Below are 20,997 nucleotides of genomic sequence, written 5' to 3'. Positions count from 1 at the left end.
AGGGGCAGCCGGATGAACGACACCGAGGAAAAACTCAGGGACTACCTCCGGCGCGCCACCGTGGACCTGCGCACGGCCAAGAGCCGGGTGCGCCAGCTCGAGGCCCGCGACCATGACCCGATCGCCATCGTGGCGATGAGCTGCCGCTACCCGGGCGATGTGCGCACGCCCGCGGACCTGTGGCGGCTGGTGGAGTCCGGCACGGACGCGATCGGCCCGTTCCCGGCCGATCGCGGCTGGCCGGAGTCCTTGTACGACCCCGATCCCGGCCGCGCCGGGCACACGTACACCACGCAGGGCGGGTTCCTCTACGACGCCGGGCTGTTCGACGCGTCGCTCTTCGGCATCAGCCCCCGTGAAGCGCTGGCCACTGACCCTCAGCAGCGCGTGCTGCTGGAAACCGCGTGGGAGGCCTTCGAGTCCGCGGGTTACCCGCTGGAGTCGTTGCGGGGCACGGACACCGGCGTGTTCGTGGGCGCGATCGCCCAGGAGTACGCGCCCCGGCTGGGAACGACTCCTGCCGAGTTCGAGGGTCACCTGCTGACCGGCAACACGACCAGCGTCGCCTCGGGCCGGCTGGCGTACACGTTCGGCCTGGAAGGCCCGGCGGTCACCATCGACACGGCCTGTTCGTCGTCGCTGGTTGCCATCGACCTTGCGGTGCAGGCGTTGCGGCGGGGTGACTGCTCGCTCGCGCTGGCCGGTGGCGTGACTGTGATGGCCACGCCTGGGTTGTTCGTCGAGTTCAGCCGCCAGCGTGGGCTTTCACCGGACGGCCGGTGCCGGTCGTTCGCCGCTTCCGCCGACGGAACTGGTTTTGCCGAGGGTGCAGGTCTGCTTGTGCTGCAGCGGTTGTCCGACGCCGAGCAGCAGGGCCGCAAGGTGCTCGCGGTCATCCGTGGTACGGCGGTCAACCAGGACGGCGCCTCCAACGGGCTGACCGCGCCCAACGGCCCCGCCCAGGAACGGGTGATCCGCGCAGCCCTTGCCAACGCCGTGCTGACCACTTCGGACATCGACGCCGTCGAGGCCCACGGCACCGGAACCACGCTGGGCGACCCGATCGAGGCCCAGGCGGTGCTGAACACCTACGGCCAGAACCGGGATGTCCCCCTGCTGCTGGGGTCGATCAAGTCCAACATCGGCCACACCCAGGCCGCCGCCGGGGTCGCGGGTGTGATCAAGATGGTCATGGCCGTACATAACGGCATTCTACCTCGCACGTTGCACGTCGACGAGCCATCACCGCACGTGGACTGGTCCACCGGCGCGGTCGAACTGCTCAGGGAACCCGCCGAGTGGGCGCGGGACCGGCCGTTGCGCGCGGGCATCTCGTCGTTCGGTGTCAGCGGCACCAACGCCCACCTCATCATCGAACAGGCCGCCCCGGCTGAGGTTCTGCCTGCCACTCAGGGAACCGCGCCCTGGGTGATCTCGGCCGCGACCGGCGAAGCCTTGCGGGCACAGGCCGCGAAGCTTCAGGAGCTGGCCACCGAGGGCCTGTCCGCCGACGTGGCGTTCTCCCTGGCCACAACCCGCACCCCGCTGGATCACCGAGCGGTCGTCCGGTCCGAGGCGGCGCTGGCCGCCCTCGCCGACGGTGAGGACGCGCCGGGTCTGGTGACCGGGTTCGCCCAAAGTGGACAGACTGCGTTCCTGTTCACCGGTCAGGGCAGCCAGCGGCCGGGCATGGGCCGCGAGCTGTACGAGACGTACCCGGTGTTCGCATCGGCGTTCGACGAGGTCCGCGCCCACTTCCCTGACAAGTTGCGGAACCTGGTCTTCGGTGACGACGCAGAGGCCTTGGGGCAGACCGAGAACACGCAGGCCGCGTTGTTCGCTTTCGAGGTCGCCCTGTTCCGGCTGGTGACGAGCTTCGGGCTGACGCCGGACTTCCTGCTCGGCCACTCCATCGGCGAACTGGCCGCCGCACACATCGCCGGTGTCCTCAGCCTCAAGGACGCCTGCACGCTGGTTTCCGCTCGTGGCCGGTTGATGCAGGCACTGCCCGCGGGCGGTGCCATGGTGTCGTTGCAGGCCAGCGAGGCCGATGTGCTGCCGTTGCTGGTCGATGGCGTGGGGATCGCGGCGATCAACGGTCCACTGTCGACGGTCATCTCCGGGCCCGAGGAGGCCACGCTCAGGATCGCCGAGGGCTTCAAGCACCGCCGGCTCAAGGTGAGCCACGCGTTCCACTCCAGCCTGATGGACCCGATGCTGGCCGAGTTCCGGCGGGTCGCCGAGGGTCTGACGTTCGCGGCGCCGACGATCCCGGTGGTGTCCAACGTCAGCGGCGCGCTCGCCGGGGACGAGATCAGCACGCCGGAGTACTGGGTCCAGCACGTCCGGGAGACCGTCAGGTTCGCCGACGGCATGCGTGCCCTGCAGTCCATGGGCGTCACCCGGTACGTCGAGATCGGCCCGGACGCGGTGCTCGCCGCGATGGGCGCCGACTGCGTGGACGGTGTTCTCGTCCCCTTGTCCAGCCGCAAGACTCCCGAGCCGGAAGCCCTCCTGGACGGCCTCGCCACTGCCTACACCCACGGCGCAGCCGTGGACTGGACCGTCCTTTCCGGACAGGGCAACGCAGTCGACCTGCCGACGTATGCGTTCCAGCACGAGCACTACTGGCTGACCGCCCGCGCGACCGGCAGCGATGTCGCCGGTCTGGGCGGCACTGGGCATCCGCTGCTCGGTGCCATCACGTCGATCGCCGATGGCGCCGGGATCCTGCTCGCCGGTCGCGCGACTGCCTTCCCACCCGCGGCCTTCGCCGAGCTGGCGATCGCGGCAGGTGACCGAGTCGGCTGTGACCGGATCGACGAGCTGACCGTACACGCCGCCGTGGCCCAAGGTGCCCAGCTCCAGGTGCTCATGGGCAACCCGGACGACCACGGCCGCCGCAGCCTGACGGTCTACTCGCGGTCCGGCGACACCGAGTGGACCCGCAACGCCTCCGCCGTCATCTCCCCCGCGAACGCCGACGCCCCAACCGTTCCCGCGAGCGACGTGTGGACAGTGCTGAGCCTCCCGGAGGACCAGCACGACCAAGCCGCCGCCTACGGCATCCACCCCGACTTGCTGGAAGCCGCCGTGGAGGCGCTCACCGAGGCACATCCGGTGCGGTGGAACGGGTTCCGCCTGTTCGCCACCGGCGCCACCACGATCCACGTTGCCACCAAGGAACTGTCCGAGAACTCGATCGCCCTCACGCTCACCGACCCCGAAGGCGACCTGGTCGCCATCGCCGAGTCGGTCGTGCTGGGCACTCTCGACGAGGCCACGACGGCCACAGCCGGGACAGTGACCCGCCGGACCGCCCGCAGAACGGCCTCCGGCAAGGCGAAAGCGTCGAGCCTGAGCGGCGAGCTGGCCGCGTTGGACGACTCCGGCAAACACCAGTTCCTGCTGGACCTGGTGTGCCGGTCGGTCGCGGCCGTGCTCAAGCACGCCAACGGGATCGAGCCCGCCAAGGCGTTCAAGGACCTTGGTCTCGACTCGATGACCGCGGTGCAACTGCGCGACCGGCTCAGCGCAGCGACCGGGATCCCGTTGTCCACAACGCTGGTGTTCGACCACCCGACGCCGGTCGCGCTCGCCAGGTACCTGCTGGCCGAGATCACCGGCGAGCACACGCAGGTCACCCGGCGCACCTCGGCGGGCACCGACGAGCCGGTCGCGATCATCGCGATGAGCTGCCGCTACCCCGGCGGTGTCCGGTCGCCCGAGGACCTCTGGAACCTGGTGGCCACCGGGACGGACGCGATCGGCGACTTCCCGGTCAACCGCGGCTGGGACCTGGATCGCCTCTACAGTCCCGATCCCGCGACCCCGGGCACGTGCTATACCCGCAACGGCGGCTTCCTGCACGACGCCGACCTGTTCGACGCGGCCTTCTTCGGCATGAACCCGCGCGAGGCGCTGGCCACCGACCCGCAGCAGCGGCTGCTGCTGGAGACCGCGTGGGAGCTGTTCGAGCGCGCCGGGATCCCGCCGTCATCGTTGCGGGGCAGCGACACCGGCGTGTTCGCGGGCGTGATCAACCAGGACTACGGCTCCCGGCTGCTGCACATCCCGGAGGACCTCGAGGGCTACATGTCCACCGGGACCACCACCAGCGTCGCCTCCGGCCGCCTGTCCTACACGTTCGGGTTCGAGGGCCCGGCGGTCAGCATGGACACCGCGTGCTCGTCCTCGCTGGTCGCCCTGCACCTAGCCGTGCAGGCGCTGCGCTCGGGTGAGTGCGGGCTGGCCCTGGCCGGTGGCGCGGCGATCATGCCGACCACCAACTCGTTCGTCGAGTTCAGCCGCCAGCGGGTGCTCGCCGCGGACGGGCGGTCGAAGGCGTTCGCCGCGGCCGCGGACGGCGCCGGTTGGGGCGAGGGCGTCGGTTTGCTACTGCTGGAGCGGTTGTCCGACGCGCAACGCAATGGACACGAGATCCTCGCGGTCGTCCGGGGCAGCGCGATCAACCAGGACGGCGCCTCCAACGGTCTCACCGCACCCAACGGCCCCTCACAGCAACGCGTGATCCGCCAGGCACTGGCCAACTCCGGACTGTCCACCGCGGACGTTGACGCCGTCGAAGCCCACGGCACCGGCACGAACCTCGGCGACCCGATCGAGGCCCAGGCGCTGATCAACACCTACGGCCAGGACCGGGACCGCCCCCTCTGGCTGGGGTCGATCAAGTCGAACATCGGGCACGCGGTCGCCGCCGCCGGGGTCGGCGGCGTGATCAAGATGGTGATGGCCCTACGCAACGGCTTGCTGCCCAAGACGTTGCATGTCGACGAGCCCACCCCGCACGTGGACTGGTCCGCCGGTGCGGTGCAGCTATTGACGGAGGCCGTGGACTGGCAGACCGACGGCCGCCCACGCCGAGCCGGCGTGTCGTCGTTCGGGATCAGCGGCACCAACGCGCACATCATCCTCGAACAAGCCCCCACCGCAGAACCTCCCGCCGAACACACTGGACCTGTCGTCTGGCCGTTGTCCGCCAAGACCGAGACGGGTCTCCAAGCGCAGGCCGCTCGGGTGCTGTCCTTTGTAGAGGAGCAGGACCCGGCTCCGGCCGATGTGGCGAAGTCCTTGGTGCAGCGGGACAGCTTCGATCACCGGGCGGTTGCTCTCAACGCTGAGGCGCTCAGGGCGTTGACCGAGGACAAGACACATCCGTTGCTGGTGCGTGGCCGGACCGAGGACGCGGGCAAGGCTGTGTTCGTGTTCCCTGGCCAGGGTTCGCAGTGGGCCGGGATGGGCCTGGAGCTGTTGGACACCAACGAGGTCTTCCGCGCCAGCATGCGGGACTGCGCCGCTGCCATGGCCAAGTACGTGGACTGGTCGCTCATCGACGTCCTCGACGACGCGAAGGCGTTGGAACGCGTGGATATCGTGCAGCCCGCGCTGTTCGCGATGATGGTGTCGCTGGCCGCGGTGTGGCGGTCGTACGGTCTCGAACCGGCCGCGGTCGTCGGGCATTCCCAGGGTGAGATAGCCGCCGCGTACGTCGCCGGTGCACTCAGCTTGGACGACGCCGTGCGTGTGGTCACGTTGCGCAGCAAGGCGATCAAGGTGATCGCGGGCAAGGGCGGGATGATGTCGGTGTCGCTGCCCGCCGCCGAGGTGCCGCTCAAGGACGGCATCAGCATCGCCGCCATCAACGGCCCCACCACGACGGTCGTCTCCGGCAACCCAGAAGTGTTGCAGCAACTCAAAGCCGAGTGCGACGTCAAGGAGATCCGCGCCCGGATCATCCCGGTGGACTACGCCTCGCACTCCGCGCACGTGGAGGCGATCGAGGCTGATCTGGCGGCGGCGTTGGCGCCGATCGAGCCGAAGTCCTCGGCCATCGCGTTCTACTCCACGGTGACCGGCGAACGGATCGACACGGCCGGGCTCGACGCAGGGTACTGGTACCGCAACCTGCGCCAGACCGTCCGGTTCGACGAGGTCACGCAGCTGTTGCTGGCCGACGGGCACCGGACGTTCATCGAGACCAGCCCACATCCCGTGCTCGTGCCTGGCCTCGCCGACCTGCCAGCGATCGTCCTGGGCACGTTGCGCCGGGACGAAGGCGGCATGACCAGGTTCCTGACCTCAGCGGCCGAGGCACACGTCCGGGGCGCCGCGGTCACCTGGCCAGTGCCCGAAGGGCGCCTGGTCAACGTGCCGACGTATCCCTTTGAGGGCAAGCGGTACTGGCTGGAGTCGTCGGCGACCGCCGGGGACGTCAGCACTGTGGGTCTCAAGGCGGCCGAGCACCCCATGCTGGGCGCGGCGGTGGACCTGGCCGATGACCACGGGTTCCTGATGACCGGCCGGGTGTCGTTGCACACCCACCGCTGGCTGACCGACCACGCCGTCGCTGGCACAGTTCTGTTGCCCGGAACGGCTTTCGTCGAGCTGGCCTTGGAAGCCGGTGGGCAGTGCGGTTGCGACCGGGTGGACGAGCTGACCATCGAGGCCCCGCTGGTGATCACGGGTCCGGTGCAGCTGCAGGTGACCGTCGGTGGTCCAGACGAGACCGGCCGTCGGCAGATCTCGGTGCACAGCCGCGCCGAGGACGACTGGATCCGGCACGCGACCGGGTTCCTCTCCCCCGCTTCGACCCGCGCCCAAGGCTTCCCATGGCCGCCGGACGCCGAACCCGTGCCGGTAGCGGACTTCTACGAGCGCTTGGCCGATCACGGCTTGCAGTACGGGCCCGCGTTCCGGGGTCTGACCGCCGCGTGGCGCTCGGCCGAGGAGATCTACGCGGAGGTCCGGCTGCCCGAACAGCAGCAGGACGACGCCGGCCGGTTCGCCGTCCATCCGGCCCTGCTCGACTCGGTCCTGCACGCCCTCGGCCTGCCCACCGAGAACGACGAGGACCTCCCGGTCCGGCTGCCCTTCGCATGGGCCGGAGTGACCGTGCACGCGACCGGCGCCGGTGCGTTGCGGGCGCGTTTGCGTTGGACGAGCGAGGACAGCGTCACGATCACGGTCGCCGACGCCACCGGCACTCCGGTGGCCACGGTCGAGTCGCTCACCATCCGGCCGGTTTCCGCCGACCAGCTCGCCTCGGCCCGCGCCAAGCACTACGACTCGCTGTACACAGTGGACTGGGCACGGGTTCCGCTTCCGGCTGCGCAGGTCGAGTGGGCGGTCATCGGCAACGATCCATTGAACCTTCCCGGTGAGCACTACGCGTCACTCGAAGCAGTGCCCGAGGTACCGGAAGTGGTTGTGGCGCCTTGGTGTGGCAGCACCGGGGACACGGTCGCCGATGTCCACGCCTCGACGACAGCTGCCCTGGAACTCGTTCAGCAGTGGCTGGCCGACGATCGTTACGAGTCCTCAAAACTGGCCGTGATCACCCAGGCTGCCGCAGGTGCGGACGTCGAAGACCTTGGGCAGGCGCCGGTCTGGGGCCTGGTGCGGACCGCGCAGTCGGAGAACCCGGGACGGTTCGTCCTGGTCGACACCGACGGCACGGCGGCTTCTCAGGACGCCATCGCCGCGGCGATCCTGTCGGGGGAATCTCAGGTCGTTCTGCGGGGCGGGATCGCGACCGTGCCTCGGCTGGCCCGGGTTCCGGTTCAGGAGGAAGTCCCGGCCCGCCTGGACGGGACGGTCCTGATCACGGGTGCGACCGGCACGCTCGGTTCGCTCATCGCGCGTCACCTGGTCACCCAGCACGAGGTGCGAGACCTCCTGCTGATCAGCCGCCGTGGCCTCGCAGCCGACGGCGCGACCGAGTTGGTGGACGAGCTGACCTCACTCGGCGCAAGCGTTCGCGTCGAAGCGTGCGATGCAGCCAACCGAGACGCACTGGCAGTACTGCTGTCTACTGTGAACAAGCTCGGTGCGGTCGTGCACACTGCCGGTGTCCTGGACGACGGCACGATCGCGGGCCAGACACCGGAACGGTTCGCGGCGGTGCTGCGGCCGAAGGTCGACGCCGCCTGGCACCTGCACGAGCTGACCAAGGACCGCGATCCGGGCGCGTTCGTGCTGTTCTCCTCGCTGGCCAGTACCTTGGGCAACCCGGGTCAGGCCAACTACACGTCCGCCAACACGTTCCTGGACGCGCTGGCGCACTTCCGGCGGGCTCAAGGCCTGCCCGCGACCGCGCTCGCGTGGGGTCTGTGGGGCCAGGCCAGCAGCATGACCGGCCATCTGGACCAGGCCGACCTGGCCCGGATCAGCCGTGGTGGTGTGGCGCCGCTCGGGTCCGAGCAAGGCCTTGCCCTGCTGGACACCGCACTCGGCCTGTCCACGCCGTTGCTTGCCCCGGCACGGCTCGACATGCCCGCGCTGCGGGCGTTGATGAGTTCCGGGATGGCTTCGCCGGTGTTGCGGGGACTCGTTCGCACCCAAGCCAAGCGGGCCGCCGCGGCCGAGGGAACGGCGGATGTGGCCGGTCGGCTGGCTGGGCTGGATGCGGGCGCGCAGCGGGCGATCCTGCTGGACCTGGTGTGCGGCACGGTGGCCACGGTGCTCGGCACCAACGGCGGGACCGACGCGGAGAAACCGTTCAAGGACCTGGGTTTCGACTCGTTGACCGCGGTGGAACTGCGCAACCGCCTCAACACCGCGACCGGGCTGCGGCTGCCCGCGACCCTGGTGTTCGACCACCCGACCCCGTCCTCGCTGACCGACCTGCTGCTGTCCCAGCTGGTCGTGCCCGAACCCGATCCCGCCCAGTCCGTGCTGGCCCAGCTGACCCAGCTCGGCGGCACGCTCGCCGCCCTGCGGGCCGACGACGAGACCACCCAGGCCATCGCCGCGAAGCTGCGCGCGCTGGCCGCGGAGTGGGCCAAACCGGACGAGACCGCCGCGCTGATCGCCTCGGCCGGCTCGGAGGAGATCTTCGACTTCATCGACAAGCAGCTCGGCCGCGGCCTCGACCCGGCCAGGCCCTGACCCGCGAGAGAGGCCGTCGCGATGGCGAACGAAGAGAAACTGCTCGACTACCTCAAGTGGGTCACCGCGGACCTGCACCAGACCCGCCGGCAGCTGGCCCAGGCCGAGGCGGCCGGCACCGAACCGGTCGCGATCATCGGCATGAGCTGCCGTTACCCCGGCGGCGTGCGCAGCCCTGAGGACCTGTGGGAGCTGGTGTCCTCCGGCACGGACGCGGTCGCCGGGTTCCCGGCCGACCGCGGCTGGCGGATCGACGAGATCTACCACCCGGACCCCGACCGGCCCGGGCGGTCCTACGCCCGCGAAGGCGGCTTCCTGCACGACGCCAACTACTTCGACCCGGAGTTCTTCGGCATCAGCCCGCGCGAGGCTCTGGCCACCGACCCGCAGCAGCGGCTGCTGCTGGAAACCTCGTGGGAGGCGGTCGAACGCGCCGGGATCGACCCGGTCTCGTTGCGCGGCACCAAGACCGGTGTGTTCGCGGGCGTGATGTACAGCGACTACGCCTCCCGGTTGCACGAGGTTCCCCTGGAGTACGAGGGCTTTCTCGGCAACGGCAGCGCGGGCAGCGTCGCCTCCGGCCGGGTGGCCTACACATTCGGGTTCGAAGGCCCCGCAATCACGGTCGACACCGCGTGCTCGTCGTCCCTGGTCGCACTGCACCTTGCCGTGCAGTCGTTGCGGGATGGCGGCTGCTCGCTCGCGCTCGCCGGTGGCGTTACCGTCATGGCGACGCCTGGGCTGTTCATCGAGTTCAGCCGTCAGCGTGGGCTTTCGCCTGATGGACGGTGCAAGTCGTTTGCCGCTGCGGCCGACGGCGCCGGGTTCGGCGAAGGCGTCGGCCTGCTGTTGCTGGAACGGCTGTCCGACGCGCAACGCAACGGCCACAAGGTCCTCGCGGTCATCCGCGGCTCGGCGGTCAACCAGGACGGCGCCTCCAACGGTCTCACCGCCCCCAACGGCCCCTCACAGCAACGCGTGATCCAGCAAGCACTCGAGAACGCAAGACTGTCCGCTTCGGACGTTGACGCGGTCGAGGCACACGGCACCGGAACGACACTCGGCGACCCGATCGAGGCCCAGGCCATCCTGGCGACCTACGGGCAGGACCGGCCGGACCCGTTGCTGCTGGGGTCGATCAAGTCCAACATCGGCCACACCCAGGCCGCCGCCGGGGTCGCAGGCGTGATCAAGATGGTCATGGCCATGCAGCACGACGTCCTGCCGGAGACCCTGCACATCGACGAGCCGTCGCCGCACGTCGACTGGACAGCTGGGAACGTGCGACTGCTGACCGAACAGGCCGCCTGGCCACGCGGCGAACGTCCGCGCCGGGCCGGGGTGTCCTCGTTCGGGATCAGCGGCACCAACGCCCACGTCATCGTCGAAGAGGCTGCCACCGACTCCGAGTCGGTCGAAGCGCATCCGATGGACCTTGTGCCATGGGTGTTCTCCGCGCGGACCGCGGAGTCCTTGCGCGGTCAGGCAGCGCGTCTGCGGGAATGCACGGAGGCCGACCGCACCAACGTCGGGTTCTCTTTGGCCACCACCAGATCCACGTTCGACCACCGCGCTGTCGTGCTGGCCGATGACGCCACCGGGTTCCGGTATGGGCTGGACGCGTTGGCCGAGGGCGCGGACGCGCCGAACGTCGTCCACGGTGTCGCGAGCGGCCGTGGCCCGACCGCGTTCCTGTTCACCGGTCAGGGCAGCCAGCGCCGGGGCATGGGTTGCGAACTGTACAACGCTTTCCCCGCATACGCGCGGGCCTTCGACGAGATAGCCACAGAACTCGACCAGTACCTGGACACGCCGCTCAAGGACGTGGTGTTCGCCGCCGGACGGACCCCGCAGGCCGCGATGCTCGACCAGACCGCGTACACACAGGTCGGTCTGTTCGCGGTCGAGGTGGCGCTGTTCCGGTTGCTGGAAAGCGTTGGTGTGCGGCCGGACTACGTGCTGGGCCACTCGATTGGCGAACTCGCGGCCGCGCATGTGGCCGGAGTGCTCACGCTCGCCGATGCCTGCCGACTGGTAGCCGCTCGCGGGCGGTTGATGCAGGCGGCGACAGCCGGCGGCGCGATGATCGCGATCCAGGCTCCCGAAGCCGACGTGCGTGCCGAACTCATCGACGGCGTCGACATCGCCGCAGTCAATGGTCCACAGTCGACAGTGATCTCCGGGGACGCCGAAGCCGCCCAGACGGTCGCGAACGTCTTCCGTGACCGCGGCCATCGCACCCGCAAGCTCCGGGTGAGCCACGCCTTCCACTCCACGCACATGGACTCCATGCTGGCCGAGTTCGGCGAGATCGCGCGCTCCTGCGCCTTCGTGGACCCGCTGATCCCGGTGGTGTCCAACGTGACCGGCGCGCTGGCCGAGCCTGCGGAGCTGAGGTCGGCTGACTACTGGGTGCGGCACGTGCGTGGGACGGTCCGGTTCGCCGATGGTGTGCGGACGCTCGAAGCACTCGGTGTGACCCAGTGCGTGGAACTCGGCCCGGCCGCGATTCTCCTCCCGATGGCCCAGGAAAGCCTGACGGCCCAGGATGTTCTGCTCACCCCCGCGGTTCGGTCCGACCAGCCCGAGGACCGTACGTTCCTGGCTGCCTTGGCCCAGCTGTTCGTTGCCGGGGTGCCGGTCGAGTGGGCCGGGTTGTTCGCCGACCGTGGTGCACAGCGGGTGGACCTGCCGACGTATGCGTTCCAGGCTCAGCATTTCTGGCTGGAGGCACCGGCGATCGACCTGCCGGACACCTCTCCCTCGGCGGACGCCGGGTTCTGGAACGCCGTCGACAACGAGGACGTCACGGGACTGTTGGCCGAACTGGACGCGGACAGCGATCTGCGGCCCGCACTGTCCGCCCTGCTCCCGGCCTTGGCCGGCTGGCGCCGCAGCCGCCAGTGGCGCTACGAGTTCACGTGGCGGCCGATCGGCGAGACGGCCCGGCCCGCCCTGTCCGGAACTTGGCTGTTGGTCGCGGACCACGACAGCTCCGAGGTCGGCACCGCACTCACCAGCCACGGCGCTGAAGTGGTCACGTTGGAAGCGCCGGACGACGACCTGGAAGCGCTCGCGGACCGGTTGCGAGACCTGCCAGCCGCCGGTGTGCTGAGCATGCTTCCGTTGGCGCAGACGCGGTTGCTGCAGGCGGCGATGACGAAGGCCGGTCTGAACAACACCTTGTGGTGTGTCACCCAAGGCGCGGTCCGGGTTGGTGACGTCGATGAAGTGACCGGTGCTGAGCGCGCGGCGGTGTGGGGCCTCGATGACGTGCACGCGGTCGACCTGCCGCCCACGCTGGACAAGCTCGCGCAAGCCAGATTGTGTGGAGTGCTGGCCAACCCGAGCGGCGAGGACCGGGTCGCGGTGCGCGGCTGGGGCGTCTTCGCCCGGCGGCTCGTCCGGCGCGACCCCGGCCACTCCGGCGAGATCTGGCGTCCGAGCGGCGAGATCACGATCAAGGGCGAGGTCCCGGCGGGCATCCGCACTTGGCTCATCGAGAACGCAGTGGACGGTCCGGAACGGACAGTCGTCTGCGCTCCCGCGGCCCAGGATGACTTGGCGTGGATCACCGCACTGGACGACGACGTGCATCTGATCGCGCTGCTGCCGTTCACTCCGGCGCTCGGCGGTTCGGTGGTCAGCGCCTACCTGGAAGCCGTTGCCCAGCGCCGCGAACGCACGACGGTCCTGCAGATCGGTGACATCCCCGCGGCGGCAGCGCTGAAGTACGCCGGTTGCGGGGTCCAGCTGATCGCCGACATCGACTGGCCGACGTTCATCCCGGCCCACTACCCCGGCGGCGTCGGCCCGCTGTTGCGTGATCTGCCTGAGGCGCAACCGTTCCTGACCACCGCCCCAGACACCGGCATCCCGGACGAACCCGCTGGGCTCAAGCGGTTGCTGACCGAACGACCTGAGACCGAGCACGAAAAGCTGGTGTTGGACGTCGTCCTGCGGCACACCGCCGCCGTCCTCGGTCACGCCTCAGCGGACACAGTGGACAGTGACACCACGTTCATCGAGTCCGGGCTGACCTCGTTCACCGCATTGGATCTGCGCAACCGGTTGTGCACGGCCACCGGGCTGATCCTGCCGCCGGTCGTGGTCTTCGAACTGCCGACCCCGCGCTCGCTCGCCGAGTACGTCCGAACCGAACTGCTGGAGGCCCGGTGACCTCGCTGCTGACGCCACCGCCGGAGAAGGTCGCCGACCACCGCGACCCGGTGGACCGGCTGACCCGTCTGATGGACCCCGGCACCGTCGAGCTGTTGTGCCGCAGCGGGGACGACAGCGTCCAGACCGCACGCGGCCGGATCGGCGGCGCCGCGGTGGTGGCCTACTGCACCAACGCCACCAAGATGGGCGGGGCCATCGGCCTGGACGGCTGTGGGTACATCGCCGACGCGATCGACCTGGCCGCCCGGGACGGCTGCCCGGTGATCGGCCTGTGGCACTCCGGCGGCGCGAAACTCGCCGAAGGCGTCGAGGCCATGCACGGCATCGGCCGGATGTTCGCGGCCATGGTCCGCGCCTCCGGCCGGATCCCGCAGATCTCCGTGGTGCTCGGCCCGGCCGCGGGCGGCGCCGCCTACGGTCCGGCGCTGACCGACATCGTGATCATGGCCGACGCCGGGCGCGTGTTCGTGACCGGCCCGGACGTCGTGCGCAGCGTGACCGGCGAGCAGATCGACATGGCCGGGCTCGGCGGCCCCGAGGCGCACGGTGTGCGGTCCGGGGTCGCGCATGTGGTCACCGCGACCGAGACCGAGGCGTTGGAGAGCGCCCGCCAGCTGGCTCATCTGCTTGCCGTGCCAGGGTGGTTCGACCCGGCGGCGGTGCGCGAGGGCGACAACCTGATGGAGTTGCTGCCGGAGAGCCGTCGCCGCGCTTATGACGTGCGCCCGTTGGTCCGTGGAGTCCTCGACGGCAACGCTTTCGAGGAACTGCAGGCGAAGTGGGCACCGAACGTCGTCACCGGCCTGGGCCGGCTGGCCGGGCGGACGGTCGGCGTGATCGCCAACAACCCATTGCGCAAAGGCGGGTGCCTGGACTCGCTGTCCGCGGAGAAGGCGTCCCGGTTCGTCCGGATGTGTGACAGTCTGGGCGTTCCGTTGGTGGTCCTCGTCGACGTCCCCGGCTACTTGCCTGGTGTGGCGCAGGAATGGGGCGGGGTGGTCCGGCGCGGCGCGAAACTGTTGTACGCCTTCGCCGAGGCCGTCGTCCCGCGCGTGACCCTGGTGACCCGCAAGTCCTATGGCGGCGCGTACATCGCGATGAACTCACGCTCGCTCGGCGCGACCGCCGTTTTCGCGTGGCCGGACGCTGAAGTCGCCGTAATGGGCGCCGAGGCGGCGGTGAACGTGCTGCACCGCAAGAAACTCGCGGCGGCCTCCGAAGAGCAACGGCCCGCGCTGCGAGCACAGCTGGTGGCGGACCACGAACGCGTGGCAGGCGGGGTCGACCGCGGTATCGCGATCGGGGTCGTCGACGAGGTGATCGACCCCCGGCAGACCCGGCGGCGCATCGCCATGGCACTGGCCGCCGCCCCGGCGGGGCGTGGCCGGCACGGGAACATCCCGCTGTAGCCGCGGCCAAGAACGGCTTAAGCAGCATCCCCGAATATCGGAGCCGGCCCCGCTGCCGGCGTGGCAGAAGGAGTTGACATGAGTCGCACGGTCCTCGTCGCCGGTGCGGGCCCGGCTGGGCTGATGCTCGCCGGTGAGCTCGCACTCGCGGGTGTGGACACCGTCGTGCTGGAACGGCGGGCCGAACCCGATACCCGCTCGCGCGGGATGGCCGTGCACGGCCGCACCCTCGAGGCGTTCGCCCAGCGCGGCCTGGCCGACGGTGTCCGCGAGAACGGGTTCGTCTGGCCACGCACGCCGTTCGCGCTGATGTGGCTGGATTTGGACACTGTGGACGATCGCGACCACACCATCGCCTACCCGCAGTGGCGCACCGAGCAGTTGCTCGAACAGCGCGCCAACGAGCTGGGCGCGGACATCCGGCGCGGACATGAGATCGTTGCGTGCCACCAGGACGAGACCTCGGTCACCGTCGAGGTGCGTGGCCCGGACGGCGAATACCAGCTGACCGGCGCTTATCTCGTTGGCTGCGACGGCGCTGAGAGCATTGTGCGCGAGTCGGCGGGGATCTCCTTCGAGGCCGCCGGTATCCCGCACTACGGCATGTTCGCCGACATCCCACCCGCCGAGGGCCTGCACGACTCGTTCACCGCGGGCCTGCACCCGACCGGGATGGCCGCGGCCATGCCGATCGAGGCCGGAACCCTGCGGCTGATGGCGATCGAGCTGGACGTGCAGCCGCCGGACGATGGCCCCGCGACCGCCGACGAGCTGCGCGCGATGGTCACCAGGATCACCGGTTCCTGCCCGGACCTGAGCGAAGTCCGCTGGGTGCAACGGTTCGGCGGGTACACCAGGCTGGCCGACCGCTACCGCGAGGGCCGGATCTTCGTCGCCGGGGACGCGGCGCACGTGTTGTTCATTTCCGGGACACAGGGCCTGAATGCGGGCATTCAGGACGTGCTCAACCTGGGCTGGAAGCTCGCCGCCGACATCAACGGCTGGGCGCCACCCGGTCTGCTGGACACCTACCACGCCGAGCGTCACCCAGTGGGACAACGGATCTGTACGCACGCACGCGCGGTCCTGGCCCTGCTGCACGAGTCCGCCGGGCGTATGCGTCCGATGCGTACGCTGTTCAACGACTTCCTGAGGTTCGAGGAGGTGAACCGGCACCTGCTGCAGCTGCCGACCGCCGCCGACTACCCGTCGGAGCACCCGAACCCGTTGGTGGGCAAGCGGGTCAGCCCGGTCCCGGACGTGCATTCCGCACTGCGCAACGGCCGGGGCCTGCTCGTTGACCCGGACGGCACGGCTTCGGTGGCCGGTTGGACCGACCGCGTGGACGTTCTCCGGTGTCAGCCCCAGGAAGGACTGGCCGAGGGCCTACTGTTGGTGCGGCCGGACGGTTATGTCGCACACGCCGACGAGTCCGGCAGTGACCCCGACGCCCTGCGGCTGGCCCTGACGACGTGGTTCGGCGAGCCGGCAGGCGTCTCATGACCGAATTCCTCCGGGAGGACAGCCCGATGAGCTCCCGCTCTCCGTTCGTGGACGGCCTCAGCCAGGCCTCGGACACCATTCCGTTGCGCGGTGGCGTGCCCATGCCGGTCATCGGCCTTGGCGTGTTCACCATGTCCGGCCGCGACACCCAGTCCGCCGTCGCCGCCGCGCTGAAATGCGGCTACCGGCACGTGGACACGGCGTCGATCTACGGCAACGAGGCCGAGGTCGGCTCGGCCGTGCGCCGTTGCGGTGTGGCGGACGTGTTCGTCACGACCAAGCTGTGGAACGCCGACCAGGGCTTCGGCCAGACGATCAGCGCGTTCGAGCGCAGCCGCAAGCGGCTGGACGTCGACGTGGTGGACCTGTTCCTGATGCACTGGCCGGTGCCCGGCAAGCGGCTGGACACCTGGCGTGCCATGGAACAACTGCTCGACGAGGGCCGGGTGCGCGCCATCGGCGTCAGCAACTTCATGGCCCACCACCTCGACGAGCTGCTCGGCGCGGCGGTGCATCCGCCCGCCGTCAACCAGATCGAGCTCTCCCCGTTCAGCTACGGTTCGCGGCGCGATGTCGTGGACCTGTGCCAGGACGCGGGAATCGTCGTCCAGGCCTACAGCCCGCTGACCAAGGGCGCGTTGCTGCACGACGCGGCCGTCAGCGCGGTGGCCGGGCGGCACCAGCGCGGCAACGCGCAGATCCTGATCCGCTGGGCGCTGCAGAAGGGCCTGGTGCCACTGCCCAGGTCGGGCAACCCCCAGCGGATCGCGGCCAACGCGGACGTGTTCGGGTTCAGCCTGTCCGAACAGGACATGGCGGAGCTGGACGCGCTCGACCGCGGTCTGGTCACCCCAGGGTGGGACCCCACCCAAGCCCCCTAGGAAAGGAACCCACCACCATGCGGAAGGTCACGCTGGGCACGTCCGGGCCCGAGGTCTCCGCCCTCGGTCTCGGTTGCATGGGCATGAGCGAGTTCTACGGCGCAGCCGACCGGGACGAGTCACTGGCCACTTTGGAACGCGCCGGCGAGCTGGGCATCACGTTCTTCGACACCGCCGACACCTACGGCATCGGTGCGAACGAGAGCCTGGTCGGCGACTTCCTCGGCCGGGTACAGCGCGACGAGGTCGTGATCTCGACCAAGTTCGGCCCGGTGCGCGACCCGGAGACCCGTGGCCTCAAAGGCCTGCGGGGCGACGCCGAGTACGTGGCGCAGGCCTGCGACGCCAGCCTGCGCCGGCTGGGCACGGACTACATCGACCTGTACTACCTGCACGTGCCGGACCCCAAGGTGCCGATCGAGGAGACCGTGGGCGCGATGGCCGAGCTGGTCAAGGCGGGCAAGGTGCGGCACCTCGGGCTGAGCAACCTGGACGCGGCCAAGATCCGGGCGGCGCACGCGGTGCACCCGATCACGGCCGTGCAGAACGAGTGGTCGCTGTTCACCCGTGAGGACGAGCAGTCCGCCGTGCCGGTGTGCGCGGAGCTGGGCATCGGTTACGTGCCCAACTGCCCGCTCGGCCGTGGTCTGCTCACCGGCGCGTACTCGGCGACGAGCGAGTTCGGCGAGGGCGACGTGCGGACTCGCGTGTCGCGGTTCGCCGCGGAGAACGTGGACCACAACCTCACGCTCATCAAGACCGTCACGGCGATCGCGGACGCGCACAACGCCACCACCGCCCAGGTCGCCCTGGCGTGGCTGATGCGTCAGTCCGAAGTGCACGGTGTGACCGTGGTGCCGATCCCCGGTACGGCCAACGTGAAGTGGCTGGCCGAGAACGCGGGCGCGGTGGACGTGAACCTCACCGACGAGGACCTCGCCACCCTGGAGCCGCTGGCCGCCCAGGTCGCCGGCACCAACCGGCACTGACGCCCACAGAACAACCCCGCGAGCCCTTGCGGCCGCGGGGTTTTCTCATGTGCACAGCCGTTTCTCCGGTGCACAGCCGGAAGCCCCTCGTGCAGGTCGGTGGCACGAGGGGCTTCTGGTCCGGCGGGTGCTGGGGGACACCGGCCGGTGGGAACCCGGGTGGGCGGGCGGTTGTGGCCGAGGGGGAGGCCTCCGCCCACCCGGGGAGTTCAGGCGGTGTACACGGGAGTCAGCAGGGCACGGCCGATGGTGTGCGCGGTCAGGTGGGCCGAGGCCATCGCGGCCGACGTCTCCGGGCCGATGCCCAAGGTCTCGGTGTCCAATGCGTGCACCGCGAAGACATAGCGGTGGTGCCCGCTGCCGGGCCGGGCCGCGCAGCCGTCGAACCCGTGGTTGCCGAAGTCGTTGCGCAGGCAGAAAGCCTTCTCCGGCAGGGAGACCGGCGACAACGTGGTGGCGTTCGCCGGGATGTCGACCACCAGCCAGTGCCAGAACCCGCACGGCGTGGGGGCGTCCGGGTCGAAGCACGTCACCGCGAAACCCGCTGTCCCCTCGGGGAAACCGGACCAGCTCAGGGTGGGCGCGGTGTTGCCGCCACCGAGGAACGTGTGCAGCTGCGCCGGACCGAGCGAAACGCCGTCGGCGACGTCCGGGCTGTCCACAGTGAACTCTTCGACCGGCGGCAGGTGGCTGTAGGGCACGGGATCTCCTTGAGGAATGCCCCCGGCCGGTGGCCGGGGGCATTCGGTGCGGGGAAGGTCAGTCCTTCTTCTCAGCGGGCTTGGGCTTGCGGGTCAGCAGAGCGATCAGCAGCGCCAGCGCGCCGGACACCGCGGCGGCGATGTACGCCGTCGTGATGCCGTGCGTGGTGGCGTTGTTGGCCTGCTCCAACGCGGTCACGCCGACCGGGTTGGCCTGCGCCGAGCGGGTCGCGGTGCCCAGCACGGTGACGAAGATCGACAGGCCCAGCGTGCCGCCCAGCCACTGCAGCGCCTGCAGCACACCGGAAGCGGCACCGGACTCCTGCGGCTGGACACCGGACAGCACGGTCATGTTCAGCGTCGGGAAGGCGATGCCCACACCGGTACCGATCAGCAGCAGCGGCACGGCGATGGACGCGAAGTAGTTGGCGTCCGGGGTGAGCTGGGTCAGCCAGGCGATGCCGCCGGTGACCAGCGTGGCGCCGGTGAGCAGCAACGGCTTGGCGCCCAGCTTGGGCAGCAGCTTCGGCACGAGCTTGACCGACCCGAACTGCGCGACGGTCATCGGCAGGAACGCGCAACCCGCCTGCAGCGGGGTGAACCCGAGCACGCCCTGCTGGAACTGGGTCAGCAGGAACAGCACGCTGAACATCGCCGCGGTCAGGAACAGGGTGCTGGCGAACGCGCTGGACCGGGCCGCGTTGGCGAACAGGTGCAGCGGGGTGATCGGCTGGGTGGCCTTCACCTCGATCAGGAAGAACGCGATCAGCAGCACCACCGCGGCACCGAACGCGACCAGCGCCTGCCGGTCGCCCCAGCCGTCCGAGGCGACCCGGATGAACGCGTACACCAGCGAGCCCATGCCCAGGGTCGAGGTGAGCGCGCCGGCGATGTCGAACCGGCCGGGGTGGGTGTCGGGCTGCTTGATGAACCGCGGCGCCAGCAGGGCGATGATCGCGCCGAGCGGCACGTTGACGAACAGCACCCAGCGCCACGAGACCAGGTCGGTGAGCGCGCCACCGACGATCAGGCCGACCGACGCGCCCGCGCCCATCACGGCCGAGTACACCGCGATCGCCTTGGCCCGGGCCGGGCCCTCGAAGTTGGTCGCGATCAGGGCCATCGTGCTCGGCGCGGCCAGTGCCGCACCCACGCCCTGGCCGGCCCGGCCGGCCAGCAGCCACCAGTCGGCCTGGGCGAACCCGCCGACCAGCGAGGCCACGGTGAACACCACGATGCCCGCCACGAACACCTTGCGGCGGCCGAGGACGTCACCCAGGCGGCCGCCCAGCAGCAGCAGGCCGCCGAAGGTCAGCGTGTAGGCGTTGAGCACCCAGGACAGGTCCGCGGTGGAGAACGAGAGCTCGGTCTGCACGTGCGGGAGGGCCATGTTGACGATGGTCGAGTCGATGCCGACCAGGGCCATGAACGAAACGATGACGGCCAGTGTCATCCCCGGACGGCCCGCGCCCGGCGCGGCATCCGTCGATACGGGTTGCTGGGCCGCCGAGGTCGTTGACGACGACACGCCTGCCTCCAAACGTCTTTTTTTGGGTAACCTGTGCAAGTGCGGCATAGTGAACGGTGCCGACCCTTACGAGGGGAGCATAGTGAACGGTGCCGTCTACTCGCAAGTGAACGTTAGCGTTCCTTAAGTTGATGTTCAGGATCGGCAGAGAGGTGACCGGTGACGACCGTGGAGCAGAGCACACCCGCTGGGACCCGCCGCCGCGGACAGGCGCTGGAACAGGCCATCTTCGACGCGGTGTTCGAGCTGCTCGGCACGGCCGGCTACGCCAAGCTGTCCATGGAGGGCGTGGCCGCGGCCGCCAAGACCGGCAAGGCCGCGCTGTACCGGCGCTGGAACGACAAGAACGCCCTGATCGTCGACGCCCTGCGCTCGTCGTTGCCGTCCGCCGAGGACGTGCCCGAGCAGGCAACCGTCCGTGCCGACGCGATGGTGCTGCTGATGCGCATCCGCGACGCGCTGGAGTCCTCCTACGGGGCGACCTTCCAGGCGCTCAAGGCGGAGGCCGGCCCGGGGGCCGGCCTGGTGCACGCCGCCATCAAGGAGAAGGTCTTCACCCCGTACCGCACGCTGATGCTCGCCGCCCTGCGCCGCGGGGTGGACCGCGGCGAGGTGCGGGCGGACGCGGTGAACGCGGTGGTGGCCACCGTGGGGCCCGCGATGCTCATCCACCACAACTTCATCGAGGGCCCCGGCATCCCCGACGACTACGTGACCGCGGTCGTCGACGAGGTGATCATGCCGATGCTGCGGCCCTGACCGGAGCGCCGAACCAGGTCGTGAGGGCCTGCTCCAGGCCCTCACCTCTTCGGGGGTGAACCCGGACTTGTCGTCGATCTTGTCGATGCCGTTGTAGTCGGAGATGACGAACCCGTCGAAGCCCAGCTCGCCCTTGAG

The 20,997-nt window shown here is 69.8% G+C and carries 9 protein-coding genes; 7 read left to right on the top strand and 2 right to left on the bottom strand.

Features of this window, described 5'->3' with window-relative positions; genetic code table 11:
• Positions 1–12: 12 nt before the first annotated feature.
• The 6 genes from AB0J95_RS32245 (at position 13) to AB0J95_RS32220 (ending at position 17,871) form a co-directional block, all read left to right on the top strand.
• A complete protein-coding gene (locus tag AB0J95_RS32245; protein ID WP_364766298.1) occupies positions 13–8,907 on the top strand; it encodes an SDR family NAD(P)-dependent oxidoreductase in 8,895 nt (2,964 codons plus the stop codon).
• A 21-nt stretch (positions 8,908–8,928) separates the two neighbouring features.
• A complete protein-coding gene (locus AB0J95_RS32240) occupies positions 8,929–13,086 on the top strand; it encodes a beta-ketoacyl synthase N-terminal-like domain-containing protein (RefSeq protein WP_364766295.1) in 4,158 nt (1,385 codons plus the stop codon).
• 71 nt (positions 13,087–13,157) lie between these two features.
• On the top strand, positions 13,158–14,498 hold the full coding sequence (locus tag AB0J95_RS32235) for a carboxyl transferase domain-containing protein (protein WP_364766989.1): 1,341 nt from the start codon (positions 13,158–13,160) through the stop codon (positions 14,496–14,498).
• A 78-nt stretch (positions 14,499–14,576) separates the two neighbouring features.
• Entirely contained in the window at positions 14,577–16,001 is a 1,425-nt protein-coding gene (locus AB0J95_RS32230) for an FAD-dependent monooxygenase (protein ID WP_364766292.1), read from the top strand.
• Between the two features lie 26 nt (positions 16,002–16,027).
• Positions 16,028–16,882: an aldo/keto reductase gene (locus tag AB0J95_RS32225; RefSeq protein WP_364766289.1), complete on the top strand. Its 855-nt coding sequence runs from the start codon at positions 16,028–16,030 to the stop codon at positions 16,880–16,882.
• 17 nt (positions 16,883–16,899) lie between these two features.
• Positions 16,900–17,871, top strand: a complete 972-nt coding sequence (locus tag AB0J95_RS32220; protein WP_364766286.1) for an aldo/keto reductase — start codon at positions 16,900–16,902, stop codon at positions 17,869–17,871.
• A 209-nt stretch (positions 17,872–18,080) separates the two neighbouring features.
• Here the strand turns inward: AB0J95_RS32220 and AB0J95_RS32215 are convergent, their stop codons facing one another.
• Positions 18,081–18,572 carry a YbhB/YbcL family Raf kinase inhibitor-like protein gene (locus AB0J95_RS32215; RefSeq protein WP_364766283.1) on the bottom strand — a complete coding sequence of 164 codons (492 nt, stop codon included), beginning with the start codon at positions 18,570–18,572 and terminating at the stop codon, positions 18,081–18,083.
• Positions 18,573–18,630: 58 nt separating this feature from the next.
• Positions 18,631–20,100 (bottom strand): MFS transporter, encoded by a 1,470-nt coding sequence (locus AB0J95_RS32210; protein ID WP_364766280.1) that lies wholly within the window; start codon positions 20,098–20,100, stop codon positions 18,631–18,633.
• Positions 20,101–20,259: 159 nt separating this feature from the next.
• On the opposite strand from AB0J95_RS32210, the gene AB0J95_RS32205 reads away from it, so the two are divergent.
• Complete coding sequence (locus tag AB0J95_RS32205; protein WP_364766277.1) at positions 20,260–20,859, top strand: TetR-like C-terminal domain-containing protein; 600 nt, start codon at positions 20,260–20,262, stop codon at positions 20,857–20,859.
• The last annotated feature ends 138 nt before the right edge of the window (positions 20,860–20,997 follow it).

The organism is Actinocrispum sp. NPDC049592 (genome assembly GCF_040675465.1).
Lineage (GTDB): Bacteria > Actinomycetota > Actinomycetes > Mycobacteriales > Pseudonocardiaceae > Kibdelosporangium.
This window is presented reverse-complemented; position numbering and strand designations above follow the sequence as displayed.